This is a genomic window from Chitinophaga sp. RCC_12 (genome assembly GCF_041360695.1).
Lineage (GTDB): Bacteria > Bacteroidota > Bacteroidia > Chitinophagales > Chitinophagaceae > Chitinophaga.
In genome coordinates, this window is sequence record NZ_JBFUPS010000015.1 from 26,839 (window position 1) to 46,567 (window position 19,729).

General features: G+C 42.9%; 31 protein-coding genes and 1 pseudogene. 1 reads left to right on the plus strand and 31 read right to left on the minus strand.

Going from position 1 to position 19,729, the window contains the following annotated elements; all coding sequences use genetic code 11:
• Positions 1–604 precede the first annotated feature (604 nt).
• On the minus strand, positions 605–922 hold the full coding sequence (trxA, locus tag AB6805_RS30360; protein ID WP_079472839.1) for a thioredoxin: 318 nt from the start codon (positions 920–922) through the stop codon (positions 605–607).
• Positions 923–1,187: 265 nt separating this feature from the next.
• Here trxA and AB6805_RS30365 point away from each other — a divergent pair, with 265 nt between their 5' ends.
• On the plus strand, positions 1,188–2,444 hold the full coding sequence (locus tag AB6805_RS30365) for a tyrosine-type recombinase/integrase (protein WP_370913196.1): 1,257 nt from the start codon (positions 1,188–1,190) through the stop codon (positions 2,442–2,444).
• Here AB6805_RS30365 and AB6805_RS30370 read toward each other — a convergent pair whose 3' ends face one another.
• The 30 genes and pseudogenes from AB6805_RS30370 to AB6805_RS30515 all read right to left on the minus strand — a co-directional run bounded on the left by AB6805_RS30370 (position 2,445) and on the right by AB6805_RS30515 (position 19,616).
• The gene (locus AB6805_RS30370) at positions 2,445–2,654 is read right to left on the minus strand and encodes a hypothetical protein (RefSeq protein ID WP_370913197.1); all 210 of its coding nucleotides are present in this window, start codon (positions 2,652–2,654) and stop codon (positions 2,445–2,447) included. It abuts the gene before it with no gap.
• 316 nt (positions 2,655–2,970) lie between these two features.
• On the minus strand, positions 2,971–3,429 hold the full coding sequence (locus AB6805_RS30375) for a hypothetical protein (protein WP_370913198.1): 459 nt from the start codon (positions 3,427–3,429) through the stop codon (positions 2,971–2,973).
• A 35-nt stretch (positions 3,430–3,464) separates the two neighbouring features.
• Complete coding sequence (locus tag AB6805_RS30380; RefSeq protein ID WP_370913199.1) at positions 3,465–3,917, minus strand: hypothetical protein; 453 nt, start codon at positions 3,915–3,917, stop codon at positions 3,465–3,467.
• Positions 3,918–4,002: 85 nt separating this feature from the next.
• A complete protein-coding gene (locus AB6805_RS30385; RefSeq protein WP_370913200.1) occupies positions 4,003–4,287 on the minus strand; it encodes a hypothetical protein in 285 nt (94 codons plus the stop codon).
• Entirely contained in the window at positions 4,288–4,560 is a 273-nt protein-coding gene (locus AB6805_RS30390; RefSeq protein WP_370913201.1) for a hypothetical protein, read from the minus strand.
• Between the two features lie 428 nt (positions 4,561–4,988).
• Positions 4,989–5,168: a hypothetical protein gene (locus AB6805_RS30395; protein ID WP_370913202.1), complete on the minus strand. Its 180-nt coding sequence runs from the start codon at positions 5,166–5,168 to the stop codon at positions 4,989–4,991.
• Entirely contained in the window at positions 5,165–5,482 is a 318-nt protein-coding gene (locus tag AB6805_RS30400) for a hypothetical protein (RefSeq protein WP_370913203.1), read from the minus strand. The genes AB6805_RS30395 and AB6805_RS30400 overlap by 4 nt, the downstream gene beginning before the upstream one ends.
• A 2-nt stretch (positions 5,483–5,484) precedes the next feature.
• Entirely contained in the window at positions 5,485–5,721 is a 237-nt protein-coding gene (locus AB6805_RS30405; RefSeq protein ID WP_370913204.1) for a hypothetical protein, read from the minus strand.
• Positions 5,722–5,990: 269 nt separating this feature from the next.
• A complete protein-coding gene (locus AB6805_RS30410; RefSeq protein WP_370913205.1) occupies positions 5,991–6,287 on the minus strand; it encodes a hypothetical protein in 297 nt (98 codons plus the stop codon).
• Positions 6,288–6,305: 18 nt separating this feature from the next.
• Positions 6,306–6,467: a hypothetical protein gene (locus tag AB6805_RS30415; RefSeq protein ID WP_370913206.1), complete on the minus strand. Its 162-nt coding sequence runs from the start codon at positions 6,465–6,467 to the stop codon at positions 6,306–6,308.
• Between the two features lie 4 nt (positions 6,468–6,471).
• Positions 6,472–6,918: a hypothetical protein gene (locus AB6805_RS30420; protein WP_370913207.1), complete on the minus strand. Its 447-nt coding sequence runs from the start codon at positions 6,916–6,918 to the stop codon at positions 6,472–6,474.
• Positions 6,919–6,966: 48 nt separating this feature from the next.
• Positions 6,967–7,128 (minus strand): hypothetical protein, encoded by a 162-nt coding sequence (locus tag AB6805_RS30425; RefSeq protein ID WP_370913208.1) that lies wholly within the window; start codon positions 7,126–7,128, stop codon positions 6,967–6,969.
• A 78-nt stretch (positions 7,129–7,206) separates the two neighbouring features.
• Positions 7,207–7,752: a hypothetical protein gene (locus AB6805_RS30430; protein ID WP_370913209.1), complete on the minus strand. Its 546-nt coding sequence runs from the start codon at positions 7,750–7,752 to the stop codon at positions 7,207–7,209.
• A 27-nt stretch (positions 7,753–7,779) separates the two neighbouring features.
• Entirely contained in the window at positions 7,780–8,580 is an 801-nt protein-coding gene (locus AB6805_RS30435) for a methyltransferase (protein WP_370913210.1), read from the minus strand.
• Positions 8,581–8,615: 35 nt separating this feature from the next.
• Positions 8,616–9,128 carry a DNA N-6-adenine-methyltransferase gene (locus AB6805_RS30440; RefSeq protein WP_370913211.1) on the minus strand — a complete coding sequence of 171 codons (513 nt, stop codon included), beginning with the start codon at positions 9,126–9,128 and terminating at the stop codon, positions 8,616–8,618.
• The gene (locus AB6805_RS30445; RefSeq protein WP_370913212.1) at positions 9,128–9,451 is read right to left on the minus strand and encodes a hypothetical protein; all 324 of its coding nucleotides are present in this window, start codon (positions 9,449–9,451) and stop codon (positions 9,128–9,130) included. Before AB6805_RS30445 ends, AB6805_RS30440 begins: the two co-directional genes overlap by 1 nt.
• 8 nt (positions 9,452–9,459) lie before the next feature.
• On the minus strand, positions 9,460–9,897 hold the full coding sequence (locus AB6805_RS30450; RefSeq protein ID WP_370913213.1) for a DUF1064 domain-containing protein: 438 nt from the start codon (positions 9,895–9,897) through the stop codon (positions 9,460–9,462).
• Positions 9,898–10,032: 135 nt separating this feature from the next.
• On the minus strand, positions 10,033–10,806 hold the full coding sequence (locus tag AB6805_RS30455; protein WP_370913214.1) for a hypothetical protein: 774 nt from the start codon (positions 10,804–10,806) through the stop codon (positions 10,033–10,035).
• Positions 10,803–11,156: a hypothetical protein gene (locus AB6805_RS30460; protein WP_370913215.1), complete on the minus strand. Its 354-nt coding sequence runs from the start codon at positions 11,154–11,156 to the stop codon at positions 10,803–10,805. The genes AB6805_RS30455 and AB6805_RS30460 overlap by 4 nt, the downstream gene beginning before the upstream one ends.
• 28 nt (positions 11,157–11,184) lie before the next feature.
• Positions 11,185–11,430 (minus strand): annotated as a pseudogene (locus tag AB6805_RS30465) (hypothetical protein); the annotation flags it as partial.
• 101 nt (positions 11,431–11,531) lie between these two features.
• The gene (locus tag AB6805_RS30470) at positions 11,532–12,371 is read right to left on the minus strand and encodes a hypothetical protein (RefSeq protein WP_370913301.1); all 840 of its coding nucleotides are present in this window, start codon (positions 12,369–12,371) and stop codon (positions 11,532–11,534) included.
• Entirely contained in the window at positions 12,298–13,158 is an 861-nt protein-coding gene (locus tag AB6805_RS30475; protein WP_370913216.1) for a Lin1244/Lin1753 domain-containing protein, read from the minus strand. The genes AB6805_RS30470 and AB6805_RS30475 overlap by 74 nt, the downstream gene beginning before the upstream one ends.
• A 3-nt stretch (positions 13,159–13,161) precedes the next feature.
• Positions 13,162–13,512: a hypothetical protein gene (locus AB6805_RS30480; protein WP_370913217.1), complete on the minus strand. Its 351-nt coding sequence runs from the start codon at positions 13,510–13,512 to the stop codon at positions 13,162–13,164.
• 274 nt (positions 13,513–13,786) lie between these two features.
• A complete protein-coding gene (locus tag AB6805_RS30485; protein WP_370913218.1) occupies positions 13,787–14,536 on the minus strand; it encodes a hypothetical protein in 750 nt (249 codons plus the stop codon).
• Positions 14,536–15,318 carry a hypothetical protein gene (locus AB6805_RS30490; RefSeq protein ID WP_370913219.1) on the minus strand — a complete coding sequence of 261 codons (783 nt, stop codon included), beginning with the start codon at positions 15,316–15,318 and terminating at the stop codon, positions 14,536–14,538. The genes AB6805_RS30485 and AB6805_RS30490 overlap by 1 nt, the downstream gene beginning before the upstream one ends.
• A 2-nt stretch (positions 15,319–15,320) precedes the next feature.
• A complete protein-coding gene (locus tag AB6805_RS30495; RefSeq protein ID WP_370913220.1) occupies positions 15,321–15,584 on the minus strand; it encodes a hypothetical protein in 264 nt (87 codons plus the stop codon).
• Positions 15,585–15,627: 43 nt separating this feature from the next.
• A complete protein-coding gene (locus AB6805_RS30500) occupies positions 15,628–15,876 on the minus strand; it encodes a hypothetical protein (RefSeq protein ID WP_370913221.1) in 249 nt (82 codons plus the stop codon).
• 139 nt (positions 15,877–16,015) lie between these two features.
• Positions 16,016–17,137, minus strand: a complete 1,122-nt coding sequence (locus AB6805_RS30505; RefSeq protein WP_370913222.1) for a DUF6745 domain-containing protein — start codon at positions 17,135–17,137, stop codon at positions 16,016–16,018.
• 1,130 nt (positions 17,138–18,267) lie between these two features.
• Positions 18,268–18,741, minus strand: coding sequence for a YopX family protein (locus tag AB6805_RS30510; RefSeq protein WP_370913223.1), 474 nt, complete (start codon positions 18,739–18,741; stop codon positions 18,268–18,270).
• A gap of 272 nt (positions 18,742–19,013) precedes the next feature.
• Positions 19,014–19,616, minus strand: coding sequence for a hypothetical protein (locus AB6805_RS30515; protein ID WP_370913224.1), 603 nt, complete (start codon positions 19,614–19,616; stop codon positions 19,014–19,016).
• Positions 19,617–19,729 lie beyond the last annotated feature (113 nt).

A 19,729-nucleotide genomic window follows, 5' to 3' on the forward strand; every position in this document is an offset into this window, starting at 1 on the left:
ATAAGGATTTGGGGAGATGTAAGCGGAGGTTGTCTTTCTGCCTGATTACGCTGATTATACTGATTAACTGGATTTACTTTTGGGATTTTATAAAGGATTTTGGGAGATGTAAGCGGAGGTTGTCCGCTGATTTTACTTTTTTCTTTGGGAATGGGTATTTAAAAAAGATGGTGTGAAGATGGGATAGCCTATGCTTTACATCCGCTTTGCACTTACTTTGTATATGCCTTATACATGCTTTTGATCTGCTTTTGATGTGGAGATGACGTGGACTTGATCGGTAATGTATTGTGTATCAATGTGATAGAGTAGGTTTTGAGATACTCTTTAGACAAGTTTCAACAAAGAAAGAAACTGGATATCAATACTTTAGGTACAATATAAAGATAAACATAATCAGGCAAAAAGACAACCTCCGCTTACATCTCCCAAAATCCTTTAAAAAATCCCAAAAGTAAAATCCAACATAATCAAATCAGCGTAATCAGTATAATCAGCGTAATCAGGCAGAAAGACAATTTAACATCGCCGAAGGCGATCCACTCGCAAAAAAAAAGCGCTCCGGAACAAACCGGAGCGCTTTCAAAAGTCAGTTTTTATAAAATTACATATTGGCCTGTATTTTTTTATCCAGTACGGATTTAGGCACAGCGCCTACCTGTTTGTCTACCACCTGGCCGCCTTTTACGAAAAGGATAGCAGGGATGCTGGTGATACCGTAGTTTACAGATAACTGTGGGTTCTGATCCACGTTAACCTTTCCAATATTTACTTTACCAGCGTAATCTTTAGACAATTCTTCGATTACCGGACCGATAGCGCGACAAGGGCCACACCATTCTGCCCAGAAGTCAATAACAGTTAATTTATCGGAATTCAGAACTTCCGTTTCAAAGTTCGCATCAGTGATTTCTAAAGCCATATTCTTTGATTTTAAAATGTTTTTATTTTAACGATTGTTTTGATTTTTATGATTTGTTATATTACGATCAAATCTTGATCCGAGTGCAAATTACTGCATTTTTGACATCCTACTTATTGATTATCTCTATATGACTATTGAGTTTTCAAGGCTCAAATGTTGTATCTTTGCATCTACAAAGCGTTTCCGGCAATTTCCGAAGTGTCAGATTAGGTTGTTTTGGCTAAAGTCAAACATAAAGTCAAACATAAAAACTTAACTGATTATGCAGGGAAACTCTTATAGTGATTTGAAAGTGTACGGCAAAAGTATGTCTGAACAATGGTTTGTTGGATTTAAATTTTATTGTGCAAAACGGAACAAAACCAAAAGGTGCCACCAGGTACGCTTAGGGGTTAATTACCAGGCAACGGTCCGCGGTCGAATTATTGAAGGTGAAAGCGTCCGGAAAGTTGTGGAACGATGCCTGAAAGAAGGCTGGAACCCATTTGACTGTGATGTCAAGAGTTTTATCCAGAGCCAGCAAGTCCCAAACCTTAACGAGATCGTTAGTCGAGAAGACCCCAGAAATCTTCCATTCAATGAGGCTATGCAATGGGCATATAACAAAAAGGACAATAAGAAGGGCACCCTCAACGGCCTAAGGAGCGGCTTAAAGTATATCAAATTAGCGGCCTCTTCATTGGGCTTTGATAATATCTCAATCCAGGGAATAACTCGGTTTCATGTTTGTGAGATATTGGATGAAATGAAGACTATTCGTCAGGCAGAATATGACATTTCGACAAACAAACGATACATAGGAAAGAAATTCACCCCCAATCAGTATAACGCCTTTTTAGACCGAGCCTCAGCACTTTTCTTTGAATTTGAAAACAGGGGGATTATTGAATTTAATCCCTGCCATAAAATAGCTAAAAAAGATGAGATTGATTTTGGTATCCACAAGCACGCTTCGGCCCAGGAGGTAGATATTATTAAGCGGGAACTACCACAAAAACACGCTGAACTCTACAACTTTCTCCGGTTTGAATATGTATTGGGTATGCGTCCAGATGAAATATTGGACACTAAGTTCAGCATGGTGGATTATCTTAATTCGACAATTAACATATCGGACGCCCTATACAACAATAGGGGTGAGCTAATAAGTAAGACTACTGCTTACCGCCAGGTGCCAGTTCCCGGGTATCTGTTGGACTGGATTAAAGAACGCGCTGCAGGTGGAGATCCAGACCGATATCTATTCTCCTATAAATTAAAGCCTGGATATCACCGGTTATCCAGGTGCTGGATCAGCATGTTATGGCTGGAGCATGTCATTGAAGGACTTGGGATAAATGTTAGCCTGTATTCCTTTAAAGGGAAAGGAGGAGACGCCAAAAGAGACGCAGGAATAGACCTAGCGGCTGTGAGTGCAGGGTATGGGCACAATAATACCAGCATGGCCAGGAATATCTACCTCACCGGTGAGGGGGAGAGATTAAGGAATCAGATAATTGAAAAAGCCCCTGATTTGTAATCAGGAGGCTTTTTTCTTCTTTAACCGGGCAGGCTTCAGGTGCCCAGTTAGTATTCTGGCTCTTAGATCAGCTTCCCCATCCGCCTTTTTTGATGGGGCCTTTGCCCGGGAGGGCTTTTTCCCCTCCCGGATTATTGCAAGGGCCTTGTCGGCAATTTTCCGAAGTGCCAATATCTCTATCTCTAATATTTCTATACCTTCACTTTTCATCTCTTCACGTTTTCTCCCTCACGGGTGGTTAATTATTATCGAATCATTCCGTTTTTACGCATGCGGTTGTATTGCCCGGCCGGCATGCTTGTAAGGTGCCACATTTTGCAGATGTGACAGAGATAAGACCTTATCGGTCTTACTCCTTTCCAATTGGGCTGGGCGGAATCCAATGCGCGATCCGCGGCCGCTTTGCTTTTATGACTTGTTTTACTGCACATGTTCTCTTCACAGATTTATAGTTTTTTATTTTGAACACTCTTGGAGTGGATAGAATACCGCCTGAAGGGATAATATTCTTCAGGCGGCCAAATGCCTATTTGTAAATGACCAAATATATTGTATCTCTTACAATACCCTTAATGCTGGGGGTTCCCTCTTCTTGATGCTTTCCGAATAGATTTCCTACCGGGTTCTTATCCAGGACATCACAACTAACGATAAAGTGGTTTGTCTCGCCACGATTGTTGAAGAAATTCTTTCCCTTAGTTTCATGATACGTTAGTTTGACTTTCCATCCTAAGGTGGCTGCACTGTCAATCATCCTCAAAAGAAGGGGGTCTTCGTGATCATTATCAATTGAAAAGTCGAAGGGCGCTGCGCTACTACTGTTCATGCCTGTTTGGGTAAGATTTAAATGTCCTTCCCAGGATTTCCATAAAACGCCTGTTTGTGAAAACTGTGTAATAAGGCCGATACGCTCACCATTAGAGTAGTTTTCTGAGCATGATGTCATCAGCAGGCACATAGCCGCGAGTAAAATATAATTCTTCATATCTGTTTCACGTGCCGGAAACCGCCGGCCCGGTTTTAAGAGTTTTGCAGTCTTTTATTTATTTCTTCTATTGAACACCCAATGAATTTATTTTCAATACAATGGATAAGCAATTGGGACTTACCGGTCGCTTCAGTCGAGAAAGCCCCGAACACATTTCCATTGATTTCAGTATGCCAGTATTCGCTGGGGCCATTTCCAGTTACGCATACTGAATTTACTCTCGGAGAAACCCCTATCATATATGGGGAGAAATGTGTGGCGGGAAGCATTGCCCCTAACTCCGCAACAGTAAATGCGGCATATTTTATTGGCATTCCTTCATAACAAGGGTGATCGCTCCAGTCATATCCAAAACTGTTTTGAATATTTTGCGAAGCCTCTTTCTCACAGTTTCCAACATAATAAAGTAGTGAAGTCTGTGAAACACCCAATTCTTTTAATATTTTCGCCTGTTCCAGGCTGCACACTTGATTTTCAAGTTTCATTTTCTCCTTTTTAAGTTAAAATAAATCAACCAGGCCCCACGGGCTAGTACTATAAGAGTTATTCCTTCAAGTATATACCCCATGGCTATTCGGGTTTATCGGGGATTAAACCGTATTCAAAAAGCCGCATTTTAATGCCGTGTTCCGAAAGCGACCCTAAGAACTCCGTTGCCGCTTCTGCCATTTTCGCAACCGCTATGCGGGATCCCGGTAATAATTTTTCTTCCCTGTTTGTCTTATCTCTCGTGCCAAGGGAGGCATAGTGCGTATTGACATATGGCCATTTGCCATATTCATTTTTAAAAAACATATCCATGGACATTTCTTTAGCGATCGCCTTCACACGATCCTCATATCGCATCTTTTCCATTTAATTCATTTTAAGGTGTTCTTTCAATTGTTCGGCGGCGTATTCAGTGCCCATAGGGGTAAATCCATCTTCATCACCTGGCCGCGACGGATTAAATCTTACCTGATACCCCATCGCCTTCATGCGCGGTATATCTTCATCCGCAACTCCAATAAAGGGTGGGGCACTTCCATGTCCGCAGCAGCAGCCGGTCGTCGTAATCCCCAGCTGCCAGAGAAGCATTACCTCTTCTGCAATGCACTGGTCAAGGCAGTAGCCGTTTTCTTTCGGCATATGAGCGGGCGCGTGAACCCACATTTGATTTGTATATGCCCCTAATCCCACGTTTTTACAAGTACACTTAAACATAGTCAACCACCTCCTTTGTTCTGTGGCTCTCGCCGGTTATTAATCTGTACAAATAATGAGTTGGTTCAGGTTGAACCAATAATAATCACCCAGTTCACTATCGGCCAGGCAGTAATGCCAGGTATTGTTTCTCCAAAATGGTTTCTCACTCTCATGTTTTGGATCAATAAACTGGAAGAACATTCTACAAACATGTTCGTTCTGCAGGAACAATAACCTTTCATAATCGTAGTGACATGGCAACACATCATACTTTCCTGCAAATCTGTGTAGATGTGCTGTTTTATGAACTATATCTGGTAAAATGTGCAATGGGCGCAACATAGGTTATTGTTCTATGACCTTGCGGTCTGTTATTCAATAATTGTGCATTTTGCTTTCTTGATCCGCCAACCGTTTTTGTACCACTGTGACCAGGTGCCAGCATCTGATATGTCTTTTATGAGAGCCTTTTTACTTCTATTCGTCCGCCATATTTGAGTGCCATTTGGATCATAAAGCACATAGAGGGTGAATGTTTTTCGCTTGTTCATGGCTGTTGGTTTAGTGGTGATGGTAACATTGGGGTCCAATGTGTAACGTAGTTAAATCCAGACCAGCACTCCTTGTTATATTCATCTTCAGCATAAAACTTAGCCGTGTGCCATCGGTCAATAGTTTCTCCTTCTCTTCGCCCGAAAGCCAAAACAATCTCCCTATCCACTGGTTTTGTAGTTGCCATATTGATCGCCCGTTTGCTTGCCCCGGATCCAGCTGTAAATCCCTCGTATGCCGCCCTTTGTAACAGGGATGTGCTATAGTCATTGGCAAATTTAATTGCCGCCTGCTTGATCTCTGCTGCTGTCATAACTACCATTTTATGAGTGCGTATGTTAAGTTCCTATCTGAACCATTTTCAACACTGAATCCATCAGCCTGTAGCCGGTTAATCACAGCCTGACTTATAGAATCAAGATATAATTTTGACTCTCCCCTCTTTGCTACATTAGAAATATGTCCACAAATCCTTTTATACTCTACTTCGTCTTTATCAGAAAATTTGGCATATGAATCTTGTGTGAGCTTTCTTGCCTCAGATGCTTTCATGCTTCATTTTTTAACGCAGGCCCACATGGCCCTTGCGTAGGTTAAAAGAATAATTGTTAATAATGTGGTTACTATTGCCTGGCTCATGCTCAGTGATTAATTTGTTAATGAGGCATTCCCATTTTATCAGCCGTCCAATCATGGAACCTTCCAGGAATTGAATCCTGCCTGTTTGATAAGCATAGTAGCGGGTGAGCTACTGCATTATGTACTATAAACCAGAATGTTTTCATGTGTTGCCGGTGTCCGTAGCCGGTGCGGTTATTGTTTTATAATTCATGTTTTTTTGCCTGACGTAACCAAAATGGATCACATCCAGACCCCTCCTGAAAACTAACGCCGCTTTTGTCTCTATATAATATTTCATCAACAGTAAAGGTGCTGTTATCTTCATTTGTTAGGGATAGGTAGACCCTGGCTTTCCAGTTGTAACGCACCTTGTCTCCGGGTTTGAAATAGCCGCGGTGATGCCAAAGATCATTATCTATAATAAATTGAACAATCGCCTTTTTAAACTTCCCGTCTTTCAGTAGGGATATAGCATGTTTTGAAAGTTCTATTTTCATATTATTCCCCGGTATCGCTTATCGGTTAGCGTTTATTTGGTTAAGAATTTCCGCCCAGTACTCGGTTTTTGGCTTCTCACCGAAGTTTTTCACCAGGTAATGGATGGCTTTCTCTTTACCTTTGCCAGGAAACATAATTTCAAACTGGCTTACGAGGTGTGCGGCCCTTTCTGTAATCATTTTCTTATTCATCTTTCCCGGCCTCCCTGCCAGTGGTTTTAAATTTTCTTAAATGAATACGGGCATCCGCTTTAAATAGCCGCATACTGCTTTTGCCGGTGAGATAATCAGTAAGGATGCGGGTTGCTTCTTTTAACAGCGCGTCCTTCTTGCTCAATTGGTCTTTATAGAATACCAATTCCTCCTGCGTATCCTGTAATTTATCATGCGCCCATGTCGCATTTTCTTCTGATTCTACCATTTTCTGAGCCGCATATTCCACCACTGTCTTAATCCAGTGTTCCGGGATATAGTCAGTTCCATACCTTTCCTTCAGGTACTTCTCCGCGGCTTGTTCTTTCGGTGTCAGGGTAACCAACTTACCGCCCTGAAACTTACAGCCACTCAGCAGGCAATGCCGTTTCTCTTCGTTTTGACACCCGTCAGGGTGTGTGCATATCTTTTGGGTCATGGTTAGGTTTGTTTTTATTTCTTATGGGCGCTCCCGGTTTGTTTCGGGTTAAAGCCAACCAAATGCAGATGCTGCTATTTCGCCGATTGTGCATAAATCAATATTGTCATCATCACTCTCTTCCCATTCTCCTTCTTCGTTATCTTTGCCATAACAGGACGCTATTTTATCATCAAGAGCGTCCCATTTTTCAGCCTTCAGTTTCCACATATTAATTTGATTTTCCGTGTACATAATTCATGTTTGCCCGTTCCGGGGCAGGTTTAAATTGTTGGAAATTCTATTCATTCAATCCGAATGTAAAATTGTGAATGGCGGCCTTACGCCTGTTGAAAGATGTGCAGCTACCCGCAACGAGATGTCTATCATTTTTTCTGGCGGGGTGCCCGTACGGCCCTTCATTGCGATCATTGCGCCGAGCGAATAAGCCGCCCCGCTGCCAATAGCTGCCATTAGGTCCTTTGGTTCTCCTATTTGGTAATCATCTCCGATATAAAACAGACGGCCCTTATACCCCATCAGGGACACACCGCCCGCCTCCGATTCCATATCTTTCTGCGCAAATCCGCCATTTATTAAACATTCCCGCAAGGCATTTATAAAATCTGTGCATAAATATTCATATATGTTCCTTTTGGGCGTTATCTTAGGCGGGGTGAAAGAATACCTGATAAGCTGAATCATTCGGAACGAAGACGTGCAGCCAAAAATAAACTCGCCTATTTTGAAGACCTTTTCATCTTTTCGAATCATCATGTCATTACCATCAACCCCCGCAGAGTCTCCTCCAATAAATACCTTCCCCTTTGATACCACTCCAATAATGCAGGTCATTGCTATTCATTTGTGGCTCGCGCCTGGTTAAAAAAGTTCAGTTTGAATTGTTCGTGGGGGTTCCGATTTGGTGTATTGCTCATGTATTGGATACTCCGACACATCAACTATTTCAACGGTAGGTGAGGCGCCTTTCCAATCTCCTTTGTAGATGTCACAGTCAATTCCTACTGCAGCATCGAACTCAATGCCTGTTTCTTTAGAGAATTTATCATACTTAGAAGTACTGATGCGCGAATAGCGCTGCCCGCCGGAGTATTTAAATGGACAACTACCCTGCGGAATAATGAAAGAGCCAGAAGAGGCCAGATATCCACTTATCTCGATTACCTTATATTCAAACTCCGAACCCTTATATTTGAGCCACTGGCATGATGTGTTGGATTTAATGTTGCCAAATGGTGGATTACTTATTGCTAGGTCAAATTTTCCCAAAGACATAATGATATCCCTGTCAAGCACATCTCCTGTTATCCAGGTAGCCTCAGGAAATAGTTTCTGACCAACTGCAACGAAATCGGCATTCCTTTCCAGGCAGACTACCTTGCATTCTTTGCCCTCCCAACTTGCCATCCTGTGATAATGCAGAAAGGATAGAATGCCAATACCAGCGCATAAATCAACTACCGAATCTCCACCAACTGTTAATTGAAAATCATTGGCAAGTGATATAGGTGTGAAAAAAGATGCGATCTTCCCTATCTGGTTACCATACGCAGGGTACCAGTTTTCATATATGGATAACTTTTCATCGTATGTAAGGTTATCCTTCTGAAGAAGTGCATCGCACTTTTCGTGAGCTTTTATCTGTTGCTTTGTCAGTTTCATATCAATCCTGGTTATATACCCGATTTAATTCCATTTTATTTGAGTTGAATGTATTTGCCTGCTATACCGCATCTCTGAAGACATAAAGCATTATCCTTACCGTAGGCGATTAAACAGGATGGCGCACCAGCGTTCGCTGCAGCCCTTGTTCCATCAGGAAGATGGAAATACAACCGACTTTTGATAAACAAGACAGAATCAGCTTTATTCCAAACATACTTGAAAAACATCTCGGTTTCGGTTCTTGCGAATATTAAGGCGATACCATTACCGTGTCTGGATAGCTTATAGAGCCAGTTGGCCGCCTCTAAGCCATATGGGGGATTCAGCCACACACGGCCATTCCACGGCTGGATAAGGCCATTATCCCTTTCGGTAAATCGGTTGTCGGCTGTTTCCCACGGCATGTATTCAGGTGTGCATGGATCTAAATCGAAATGCCCCAAAGCCTTTATAATTTCAGGAGGTGTTAGCCAGGTATCCGATTTCATTTTTGCGGATTGATGGCCACCCATGCCGTTCTGGTTATATATTTTGTTCAGTTCCATTAAATTCGGTTTGTAAGGTCAACCACTGGTATTCCTAAATAAATTGCCAGATCCTTTTCCATATCCATCCCTGCACTAACCCACCTACCAGTGAGCCACATTTCATCTACCATGCCTGATTTGATAACCTTAACATCATTACTCAGACATCTTTCCCGCTCTTTCCGAACATTATCGTCCATGCTCACAACATCTGCGTAATAAGGGCAGAACGGCAAAATATCTAGCATCTCTAAATTTATTTTCCGGATTATGCGTCGTAAATCTGCCAAGTTATTCTCGACATCCCCACCAATTGGGTGCGCTATGTATACGATCTTCATGCTGTCAATTAAACTTCTGTGATTATAATACCGTGCACCTTCTTCATGAGCCGGCGTTTCTTTAAATACTCCCTGGTTCGGAATCCCTTTACATCTTCAACCACTTTTTCACCGGTGGCGGATACTGTGTACTCAAAATCCGATAGGTACTTCAGGGAGTGGGTGCCGCCCGGATTTAGTTCATACGGTTGCTGCATCTTCAGAAAGGCGATTTCCCCGGCTTTGAGCAGTAACTTCAGATCTTTATACCGGGCCGCCTCCTTTACACTGTCGAACTCAATACCATCAACCACCGTTTTACTATTCCCGTATTTAGACCGCTTCTCTGATTTCTCCAGTTGTCTCTTCTCTGGCCTCTCCAATTCCCGGATGATCTCCACATTCAGGACAGCCACAGGAGAGGCCTTCAGTGTGCTCAATTTCATATGCCCTTTCGATTTCTTCATGATCCGGTATGATTGTGATGTAATGAGGCTTTGTCGTGAGATTGAAATCTGCTACCCAGCGGCGAATAATCCCGTCCCTCTGTTCTGCGTCGATGTATCTTTCGGTATGCTGGAAGCGCTGGTGGACATGCAGTTTTATGATGCCGCGCATAGTTCCTCCAGATTTGCAGGCCTGCCGGTAGTGGAAAGGACACGGAATGAGATAGCACGAACCCAGGGGTTTTGATCCCATATTTCCGGACCATTAATTTTCTGAATTAATGATTTGAAAGAGTCTGATGGGTAAATTTCGAGGTGACAATCTGATGTGTCTTTCGCCAAATAGTTTTTCCAAAGCTCATTATACATATCTGCTTCAATTCCTTCTGCGATTGCTTCCTCTTCGCTGATATCCTGCAGACGCTGAATCCTCACACCAGTATTTTGAAGATAGATCCGACAGGCGTCTTTCGGCATGTGAATAGATGGCTTCCATTTGTTATCCTTGACCTCTACTGCTTCAAATGAAGAGTCAGACATAAGGCGAACATGGTCTTTAAATTCGGATATACTGTTAAACCCATCCGCTTTATACCCATAATTTCCATCTGAAATTTCGCTGAACGAGGCGCCTGTATTCACCCGGCGATGATTAACGGTCTGGTACAGACACCATGTCTCCCTTACCCACAGTATTGATCCTGGCGCCCCATATGGGCATTTAAGATGGGATACGAAGTCTGTTTTCAAGTTCAGGAACTGGTTTACCAGATTGCCTTCCTTATTTACAATACTTCCGATGTATTTCCAGTCATCCGGATTCTCATTCACTTCGTCCAGCTTTGTTGTACGCCTGGTTTGCCATTTTACCCGGCGTGGCTCAATTGCCTGAACCATTTCTGGTTGAAATAATATTGGGTATTCTCTCATGGTTGCCTGTTTAAACGTGATTTCTTAAATCCCTTCTCTACCGCCTCAGCGTGATGTGTTTCGCACCATAGGTTACAGGCATTACAGGCAGGGACCCAGTTGTTTTCATCCAGCAGGAGTTCTATTGTTCCTTTTCCTGCAGGGTGATGAATGCCCTGGGCGGCGCCGGTACAATCTTTTGATTTGATCCCACAGGGATTACCTCTCCAGAACGGACGGGATTTGACAGAGTATTCCCGGTTAACCTTTGCCCTCTTATCGCTGAACAGTTTGATCTTCGTGACTTTCTTCTCCACAACCGGCTTCCCTTCGTTTTTAAGTCTCAGCCGGTATTCTAGGTATGTTTCCATCATCACAAGAATTTAGCGTTTTCCTTTCTTATCCTCCGTGCTCTATCACTGACAGCAGCGTTTGCACATTTTTTGCAATAGCTTTTGCGGCCTTGCGGACTTCTCGGGTCCCGTACAAACTCGGGCAACTCTTTAACCTTTTCGCATTTACTACATTTTCTTTCCATACTTCACCAAGGTTTTTTGTTATTAAATCTTCCAGGTTTACTCCAAAGTGCTGGGAGATTGCCAGAAGGGTTTTTATTGACGGTGTGGCGCGGCCCTCTTCATATGAGCCTAGTGATGATCAGCTGATTTTGAATAGTTTAGCAAATTCTGTTTGGTTTAGACCGGATTCCTGGCGCAGCAGCTTGATGTTATGTTGGATTATTTCTTTCATACTCTGCGATCCTCCCCGGTCATTGGAATCAGGTTGAACATCTCCCGCAGACGACTGCGAACCCTGGTGCCGTATGCCTGTTCAATCTCAACAGCATTTAGGTTGCTGGTGATGTGTGTATAGTGCCATGGGATTTGAGAATTATCATATCGGTTCAAAATAATATCTGCTATAACATTGGACTGATTGCCGTAATTCTTTTTTGTTTCCTCAGTTCCTAAATCGTCAATGCAGATTCCAATTTCCGACTGATAGAAGGTATCAGCAGAGCTACTAATATTCAGATTACCCCCGTATGTTTCAATTACGCCCGCGCCGATATCGGCATATTTTGAGGCGATAAACCGAGAACTGAGAACTGTATAACACCGGCGCTTGTTAAACATAAAAGCCTTCATTAGCGTGGTCTTGCCGGTGCCCACGCCACCACAAAGCAGTAAGCCCTTTTTAAGGCTCCATGGTCTTTGAATCCCCTTTTCGTCCATAGGGGCGTTTTTTTCAAACAAGTCATTACCGGTGAAGTAGTAGCACATCATATGGAAAAGGAACTCGTTTTTGGCGTCCAGAATGAACGGCAGCCCTAATTCGTCAGCCCTGTCCAGAACAAATTTTTTAAGTTCGGAATGATTCCACGGTCTTCTGGCTTCCGATTTAATGAACTCTAATCGGTTATCGGCTTCTGTTTTCTCTGCCGCAACGAACTTTTTAAGTTTTGCATCCTCCAATGCGGCGGCAATTTCTTCGTCAGTCAGCTGCATATCACTATAGTGGGATATAGTCTTTATCTCCTTGGATAATTGCTCCTGTAGGCTGACTATTTTTCCGTTTCTCTCCATTTTTCCTTTCGTTTTCGTAAAAGTTTGCGATGAAATTGTTTAGGAAGGGCTTCCAGTTTGCTATATGCGTTATGCCGTTCTTCCAGCCAAGACCTTCATATTTGTTCCAAAACTTTGTGCCCATTTCCTCAGTACCTCCCAACCGCTTCGCCTCACGCAATGCCTCTTCCATTGTTGGTATAGTGGAAGAGGGGGCGCGCGCAACTGGGGGAGATGGATTTTCCGCGGGCGGTGTATCTGTTTTCGGAATTTCTGTTTTTAAAGGATCTGAAATTTCTTCTGGGATGGCGGGCGCGGTTATTTCCTCTCCTTTACTTTTATTTACTTTACTTTCCTTTACTTTACTTTGTGTACTTATTGACTGGTTAACTGTGGGTTTATCTGGAATAACTGTAGTTATTTGGTCCATAACCCATATTTCCGGCACAATAACTACCCTTCCGCCTTCTTTGGCCTTTTTGTACCTCTTCTGGATGCCGTGGCTTGTGAGGGTATTTTTCGAGGAGAAAACAGACTTATCAAAAAGCCCACATTCAATACAAAAATTTATTACCTCTTTTACCAGCTGCTCCGAAACTCCTGGGATATTGTCTGAGATGTCAAATGCTAATTCACCGTCCCACTCCATGTAGTATCCTTTATCTCTGTATACCTCACAGAGGACGACAATGTATATCGTAAAGCCTTTTGCGCCGAACGTCTTAAGCAACCGTCTAATTTTGCGATCACTGAAGATATCCGTATCAAGAGAGCAATAATCCAATCCTTCTTTTATAGGTCTGGCCATAGGTTAGTGTAGTTCTATTGGATGCTGTTCTGAATATCCCGCCGGCGCCCAGGTAGATAGCTGATAATAGTGTTCAGGTGATCCGTGGGCGTTTGCTCCGATGGCCGTTTCAGGTAGTTTGTCCAGCTTCCCGTCTTTCTTTAGTCTGGATATTGCCCTTCTGATGGACCAAATGGGTGTTCTTTCGGTTATTTTGTGGTCTTCCAGCAGCCGGTGGTATACCTCAGATACCAGGAACTTTTCTGTCCGATGTTTGTTAAAGAACTTCTGTATAATGTCCTCCTGGCTGCCGGCTCTTTGTGTAGCGTCGTGGAGCGCCTCTCCCGTCAAGTTGTTTGTATTATAGTATTCCATACCCTCTGTTTTACTGGTTATCAATTGCACTGGGCAGTAGCGTTTCACCGGACTTTTCGCTCATGGTATTTAGCATGAAAGCTCCGTCGCTTGAATGGTGTTGTCGCCTTCACATTGAATCGAAGATCGAATGGGTCGGCTTCAAATTCTCGTGGACCACCAGGCTGTGCAGAATCCTCCACCTCATATAATCTTCGACCATAGGCAAGGTATTCACGAACTATTTTCAGTGTCCTGACAACCTTATTCTCTACAATGAAAAATGTTTTACCTATCATGTTAATAGTTGTTTTGTGGGAGAGATGATATCAGAAAGTTCATTTAGATACAGTCTGGCCTTTTCTATCTTATCGTGCATGCGCTGAATATCCGACTCATTCCTTTCAATAGTGAATTGGATCATTCTTTCCTTTATTGGGATATCGTCATAGATAGATAGCTTCCTCAACTCTTCACAGGCTTCCATGTAGTACGGATTCTCAGTAGTGCCTGCGTTCATCTTATATAGTAGTTTCCTTTCTTCGTCCTGAATCAATGATTCTGGGGTATTTACCAGGCAGTAGGCTAATGATGCGGATTTAGATGAGCTCAGGTCCATATATGCCATTAGCTGCCAGTAATACATCTTATTCATGTCCTTTGTGAAGTTTCTAAAGAAGGTGAAAATGTCCCAGGAGGATTTTACATCGATAATGTGATCGGCTTTTGTTATTGATTCGCCTTCAAATAGATCAGGGGTGCCAATAAGGAATCTGTTTTTCAATGTCTCTTCGTTCTTTTTAAAGAACCTCCCCTTTACTAAACAGAATAGTGTAATACTATCCTCTTCGACAGCCAGGCCCTTTTCAATATATTTGCTGGATACATCAGTCTTACGACCATATTTCCGGGAAACATAAATATCAATAAGGTGCGTTAAGGCTGTTTCAGATAGATCCCCTCTTTCCCTGGCGGCCTTACTTTGTGGTTCTGTCATCAGGTGCCCAATAGAGTGGCATCTGAATAAAGTATCTGAGAAGTCCATCAGCTCAAAGATTTTAATTTAGCTTCATAGATTTCATACTGTGAAGGCTGGATATACGGTTTCAGCTTTTCCAAATCTGTTACATTTGCAGCATTCTCAATTAAAAGTGCTATCCTTTCTGCTTCGATTTCCTGTGGTGTTTTTTTGTCATTGTTAATAGTAGTAGAGACCACCTTAGCATCAATATCCCGGACATCACCATCGGATATTTCACTTCCTGTGACCGTATAGAACAGCCAAGCCCTGGCCTTCCTGGTAGCCTTGCCTATTACGCCATCTGTACCCATGAATGAGTTAACTTTAATAGGGAAGTCAATATCCTGTTCGTTTGATTGACCGCCATAGGTCCACTGTATCTTCATTACAACAGCAGCCGATTTTTCGCCAACTCGTGGCAATTGCGGGATGATCTTATAGGAAAGGCCATTTAGATTTGACAATAGATACCCGAATCCCTCTTTTGTGATGTAGGAATTGCCCGCAATAATATTGAACTGGTTGCCAAACGGCTGGACACCGAGAAGGACCGCCTCAATAAGGCAATTCTTTACCACTTCTTCAGGATAACCGCCATCCTTATCCTTGTCGGTTTTGAATCCTAATTTGTTCCCCTGAAGGGCCATAATTGGTTTCATGTACTCGGGCGTGAGTAGTGTTTTCAATTCCTGCACTGCACTTGCTATCATATATGCTTTTTCAAACCCCAACAATTCCTCCGATGTAAGCACTTGAAGCACGCTGCTGTTTAATAATTTTGCGACTTCTAACTGTTTATTTGACATTTTTATTTAATTAGGGCGTTAGTAGAAAGAATATGCTCGCAGAAAGCGTTATCTGCTAATTGTGACCTCAGGAAGTCAGGATAGTCAACCCATCCTTCGCCCTTGACCATAACCTGGTGTTCGTGCGCATCATCTATCATATCTGCTGCATACATGTAGAACTGAACTTCTTTTGCCGGGAATGTTTCCTGATGTACCCCCGATTCAGAAAGAAAACTGATTGAAAGGGCTCCGGTAGTTGTTATGCTTTTTGAAAGAATATTCATGACTTAAGGATTTAAATTCCCCGGTGTTACCCGGGGATAATAATCAATCAATCACCCTTTCCATTAATTTGGAGTAAGGGTTGTAGCTGTTTTGAATCCAGAACTCGTAGTTGCCGGCTGGCAATTCGTGGGAGTTATGATCAGCCTTTGTGATCTCCTCCTTCTTTGTCCAGGATGATTCTGTGAAATTGGACTCATGAACATGTTGCAGCCTGGCGCCATCCGAACCAACAGTGCAGATAATGCGCCCATCAACCTCAAACATTTCCACGTCTCCGGTTAACACATGCATGTGTCCTGAGTGCTCGCCGAGGGCGATAGGTCTGTTTTTTACCCTCTTTGCTCCGGATGGAATGGATGCAATAGTCGAGAACTGAACGTCGCCTTGATGGCCGCGTAATGTGTTTCGTTGTTTCATTTTTTGATTTGATTTATGACCTTAAGTCGAATGAATAATCTTTTGATTTGAAAGGGGAAAGCGAGGCTATCGCTTCAAGCGCATCACTATGGTGCGGCTCTACCCCTTGTAGATATTGTGATCCAGTAGAAGGGCAAACCATTTTCACCCAGGCAAATGGCTGATTGTCGATTTCGGGGAACCGGTCGGCTGTTTTAAGTAGTGTAACCGTTTCTTGATCTCCGTTTCGGTGAACAATAGTTCTGGTATCTACTTCGATGGCGCCCAATAGGTCCATCATTTTCTTTTGCCCCAGTACTTCATAAATGCCGCCTTTTATTTCGCTGTTGGGTTCCTGGATGAACATTTCGCGGGTTATTTCTCCAGCTGCGGCCTTCTCCCATATCCAGGAAGGCAGTGTACGGCCATTGATATTATGCTGATGCCACCCATCCTTAAATTCAACAGAAGGGCCATTGGGATTGTGAAGCCTGCCATCATTGTTCCTAACTATTTTAGTAGGCATATCTGAAACAATACAGAGTCCACCAAATTGTATCATTTCAAAAACACCAGACAGCAGCAGTTCTTTGAAGGAATTAAAATCCTTTTCACGATCTGTGTGAATCAACTGAAGCTGAAGAAAGTAGTCCAGATATGCTACCCATCCATAGTTACCCACATTTCCCATCCAGCTCGTTGAGTAATGCTCAATCTTGTTGTCCCCGATGTTGGCCCGGATGTTGTCCCAGATGTTGTCCCCGATGTTGGCCCAGATGTTGTCCCGGATGTTGTCCCGGATGTTGTCCCCGATGTTGGCCCAGATGTTGGCCCAGATGTTGTCCCGGATGTTGTCCCGGATGTTGTCCCCGATGTTGGCCCAGATGTTGTCCCCGATGTTGTCCCCGATGTTGGCCTTATTATCCTTAAAAATTTTAAAAAAAAAGTTCGCGGCTACCTGGCAACCATAAGGGCTATCCATGAAAATTATTACCGGCTTCTCCTTCCCGCAATAGGAGTATAACCATTCAATACCCTTCTTTGCCTTGTCTTTATCAAGCCGGTTTTTGCAGGAAAGAATGTAGTTGAGCCAGAAATCCCGCACCTCTGGGATCTTTGCTTCTTGTGCTGGAGTTAATGTTTCTAATTTTCCCATATATTTGTGTTGAATAGTTGTTTAATTTTCCGTTTTACTCTATTCCGCCCGGCGCGCCATCGTCGGGCATTTTTTATTAAAGTGTGGTTATGCGCGAAACAATTTGGTACATAGCCCATATTAAAGCCAGGATAAATACCCACTGTGAAACCTGAACCCATATACTTTCTTTATTCATTTTGTTTTCAGTTTTAAATAAACCAGGCGGCACAATCAAAACAATCTTTTCGGAAATAATAAAGCCGCCTGGCCCTGTTGAAAATTTGTGCGTATGAGATTTGATTTCGCTATTTCATACTTCTGTTTTTAGTTACCTCCTGCATCGTTTGCGGTCCCGTTACCGCCGCAGGTGATTAAATCGGGTTTCTGTATTGGTTCATCAATAATCTCCCTGGTTACATTGGTGGGGGCTGCATTACCTCCCCCGTGTCCAATGCAATTCTGAATTTGTTAGTGTTGCGCCTCCACTTCACCGCAGGACAGCTGTCTCGTTTGTGAAAGAGGGCGGAGTTGCACCGCCGTTATGCTGTCTTTGCTTATGAATAAGCAACTTCTTTCATTTCCCGGTGACGCCACCGGGAGCGTATAACTTTGCGCGTTCCATTAGTCGCGCCCCTCTGGCATCAAATGATTGTGAACAGGGCAGGAATCGAACCTGCATGTATGGAGTTTTGTATCGTACCTTTTGTTTTTATCCAGGCACTTCCTGTAACTCGAACCAGAATTGTTAAACGGTAATTATTCTTTTACGGCTACTGGTTATCTGTTGCCAACCATACTATAAGAGACTACACTTTAGCGTCTACCATTCCGCCACCTGTTCGTTTGGCACTACCCAGTACCCAGGGGATAAAGGTTTCCGGCCCTTATCCAGTGGATGCCGTGTTGTTTTCTGGCATATACAAAGCGCCTGGGCTTACCTCCTAAGCTTCACCATATCCCCATTTGGCTGCATCCCGCTACCGAACTATTAAGAGTCGATCACGTTTCCACTAATATTTTATATCAAAGAACTTCAATTTAATTCCGGAGGTAGATACAACCGGAGTATTGCTATCCAATGTTTCGTTATTTAAATGTCTTTTTAAAAAGCAGGGCCGGGAACAGCCCCGCGTGGTTACTTCCTAAATCTATAACTGTTCTGCATTCAATGTCTTTATGAGTTCTGGATGCTGGTAGATGTTGCCGATAACTTCGTAGTTTCTTTCTGAAACATTTGTTGCTATTTGGTGAATGCTGCTCTTAAAGCCCCAGCCACTAAAATCAGTATTCCATACAACGATAAAGGGAAATACTCCCAAAACGGTTTCATATGAATCTGGTATGCTGGAGGCGACGAACCGGCGAGCCTGACTCATATCATGTGTTTTCTTATAATAATACCCACTCGCCCTTATAATGTCTCCTTCATATATATCAATCCCGTTGCTATCATTTAGTCCCGTGAACTGCATTATCTCTACGTCAGCGAAGCCATAAGCATCTTGAATGGACCTCCACTTGCTTATAACCAAGCATATCATGTTATTAAGAAAGTCTATTTCTGATACGCGGCACATGATGCCGAATGGCTTACAAAAGGCGCGGAACTTAATTTCTCTCATGATTATTGATTTTCTGATTTAGTTTCCTGTAACTGGTCCTTTCTCGGTACCGGTTCTCCCCATCCAGATTTTCCTTTTCCTTTCCCATGAGTAAGCCCCATATCACAGACACAAGTAGTATCACTGCAAGATTCGCAGGAAGGGAGTTCATAGCGGCGTTTAATGTCTGCATAGTCATTTGATATCCTTAAAAAGAAGTGAACGATAATGAAGCCCGCGAGAGCAACAGCCGCAACGATTATTAGCCAGTGATACCAGAGCATGTTTTTTGTTTAAAAGGGTAGATTAATTGTCGAGCCTACACCGAATTGACGCTGGGCGGTATCTTCCAGATCTTCAAGCCCTCTTTGCGCCTCTTTAATTTGTTGGCGAAGCAATAGCCCTCTTTCAGAAATGAAACGTTTTTTTGCTCTATCTAACAGTTCAGCAAAAGACGCCTTAACATCTGACCATTTACCCAAAAGATACTTCTCGGCATATGATTCCCTCATCCACCCGGTTTGACGCTCTGGAGAAGCATTTAATCGGTACCCAACACATACAGGGTCAGGTGTATTCTCATCATACCATATCTCAATTTTGAAAAAGTACTCTTCACGTTCTGACAAGGATACCAATCCGAGGATTTCCAAAGGAATCGGCATTTTGTCGTAATCCTTTATATCCACTTGTCGTGGGCAAAGACACTTGAAGAGATTGATGAGTGATTCATTCATCCAGAGAAAAGGGATAGGTGATTTTTCACCGGTAACAACCTTCTGCTGACCTGTCAGGCCCAGCTGAGTTACCAGGTCTCCCCACTTCTGCAGATCGTCATTATCATAAATCAAAGAGGCTGTTTCTTCAACGAAGAAGGTTTCAACGATTGTGTTCATGTCTTGTGAGTTGTTCTGAAGCATACAATTATTTATTAGAGATGAAGAAATCTGTGAAGAATCCAGTTTTTGCCAGTTTATAAAGTCCAAAAAGAGCAACTGGTATAAGCAAA

Bases quoted from the DNA above. Each gene is read 5' to 3' on its own strand.
- AB6805_RS30415 (WP_370913206.1), bottom strand. From the start codon at position 6,467: ATGATTACAGAAAGGGCCGCACACCTCGTAAGCCAGTTTGAAATTATG.
- AB6805_RS30485 (WP_370913218.1), bottom strand. From the start codon at position 14,536: ATGGACTTCTCAGATACTTTATTCAGATGCCACTCTATTGGGCACCTG.
- AB6805_RS30430 (WP_370913209.1), bottom strand. From the start codon at position 7,752: ATGACCTGCATTATTGGAGTGGTATCAAAGGGGAAGGTATTTATTGGA.
- AB6805_RS30475 (WP_370913216.1), bottom strand. From the start codon at position 13,158: ATGGCCAGACCTATAAAAGAAGGATTGGATTATTGCTCTCTTGATACG.
- AB6805_RS30375 (WP_370913198.1), bottom strand. From the start codon at position 3,429: ATGAAGAATTATATTTTACTCGCGGCTATGTGCCTGCTGATGACATCA.
- AB6805_RS30505 (WP_370913222.1), bottom strand. From the start codon at position 17,137: ATGGGAAAATTAGAAACATTAACTCCAGCACAAGAAGCAAAGATCCCA.
- AB6805_RS30385 (WP_370913200.1), bottom strand. From the start codon at position 4,287: ATGGAAAAGATGCGATATGAGGATCGTGTGAAGGCGATCGCTAAAGAA.
- AB6805_RS30435 (WP_370913210.1), bottom strand. From the start codon at position 8,580: ATGAAACTGACAAAGCAACAGATAAAAGCTCACGAAAAGTGCGATGCA.
- AB6805_RS30490 (WP_370913219.1), bottom strand. From the start codon at position 15,318: ATGTCAAATAAACAGTTAGAAGTCGCAAAATTATTAAACAGCAGCGTG.
- AB6805_RS30470 (WP_370913301.1), bottom strand. From the start codon at position 12,371: ATGGAGAGAAACGGAAAAATAGTCAGCCTACAGGAGCAATTATCCAAG.
- AB6805_RS30370 (WP_370913197.1), bottom strand. From the start codon at position 2,654: ATGAAAAGTGAAGGTATAGAAATATTAGAGATAGAGATATTGGCACTT.
- AB6805_RS30455 (WP_370913214.1), bottom strand. From the start codon at position 10,806: ATGAGAGAATACCCAATATTATTTCAACCAGAAATGGTTCAGGCAATT.
- AB6805_RS30480 (WP_370913217.1), bottom strand. From the start codon at position 13,512: ATGGAATACTATAATACAAACAACTTGACGGGAGAGGCGCTCCACGAC.
- AB6805_RS30445 (WP_370913212.1), bottom strand. From the start codon at position 9,451: ATGAAGATCGTATACATAGCGCACCCAATTGGTGGGGATGTCGAGAAT.
- AB6805_RS30500 (WP_370913221.1), bottom strand. From the start codon at position 15,876: ATGCATGTGTTAACCGGAGACGTGGAAATGTTTGAGGTTGATGGGCGC.
- AB6805_RS30400 (WP_370913203.1), bottom strand. From the start codon at position 5,482: ATGACAGCAGCAGAGATCAAGCAGGCGGCAATTAAATTTGCCAATGAC.
- trxA (WP_079472839.1), bottom strand. From the start codon at position 922: ATGGCTTTAGAAATCACTGATGCGAACTTTGAAACGGAAGTTCTGAAT.
- AB6805_RS30420 (WP_370913207.1), bottom strand. From the start codon at position 6,918: ATGACCCAAAAGATATGCACACACCCTGACGGGTGTCAAAACGAAGAG.
- AB6805_RS30405 (WP_370913204.1), bottom strand. From the start codon at position 5,721: ATGAAAGCATCTGAGGCAAGAAAGCTCACACAAGATTCATATGCCAAA.
- AB6805_RS30425 (WP_370913208.1), bottom strand. From the start codon at position 7,128: ATGTGGAAACTGAAGGCTGAAAAATGGGACGCTCTTGATGATAAAATA.
- AB6805_RS30440 (WP_370913211.1), bottom strand. From the start codon at position 9,128: ATGGAACTGAACAAAATATATAACCAGAACGGCATGGGTGGCCATCAA.
- AB6805_RS30460 (WP_370913215.1), bottom strand. From the start codon at position 11,156: ATGGAAACATACCTAGAATACCGGCTGAGACTTAAAAACGAAGGGAAG.
- AB6805_RS30395 (WP_370913202.1), bottom strand. From the start codon at position 5,168: ATGAACAAGCGAAAAACATTCACCCTCTATGTGCTTTATGATCCAAAT.
- AB6805_RS30410 (WP_370913205.1), bottom strand. From the start codon at position 6,287: ATGAAAATAGAACTTTCAAAACATGCTATATCCCTACTGAAAGACGGG.
- AB6805_RS30365 (WP_370913196.1), top strand. From the start codon at position 1,188: ATGCAGGGAAACTCTTATAGTGATTTGAAAGTGTACGGCAAAAGTATG.
- AB6805_RS30515 (WP_370913224.1), bottom strand. From the start codon at position 19,616: ATGAACACAATCGTTGAAACCTTCTTCGTTGAAGAAACAGCCTCTTTG.
- AB6805_RS30510 (WP_370913223.1), bottom strand. From the start codon at position 18,741: ATGAGAGAAATTAAGTTCCGCGCCTTTTGTAAGCCATTCGGCATCATG.
- AB6805_RS30380 (WP_370913199.1), bottom strand. From the start codon at position 3,917: ATGAAACTTGAAAATCAAGTGTGCAGCCTGGAACAGGCGAAAATATTA.
- AB6805_RS30495 (WP_370913220.1), bottom strand. From the start codon at position 15,584: ATGAATATTCTTTCAAAAAGCATAACAACTACCGGAGCCCTTTCAATC.
- AB6805_RS30390 (WP_370913201.1), bottom strand. From the start codon at position 4,560: ATGCCGAAAGAAAACGGCTACTGCCTTGACCAGTGCATTGCAGAAGAG.
- AB6805_RS30450 (WP_370913213.1), bottom strand. From the start codon at position 9,897: ATGAAGAAATCGAAAGGGCATATGAAATTGAGCACACTGAAGGCCTCT.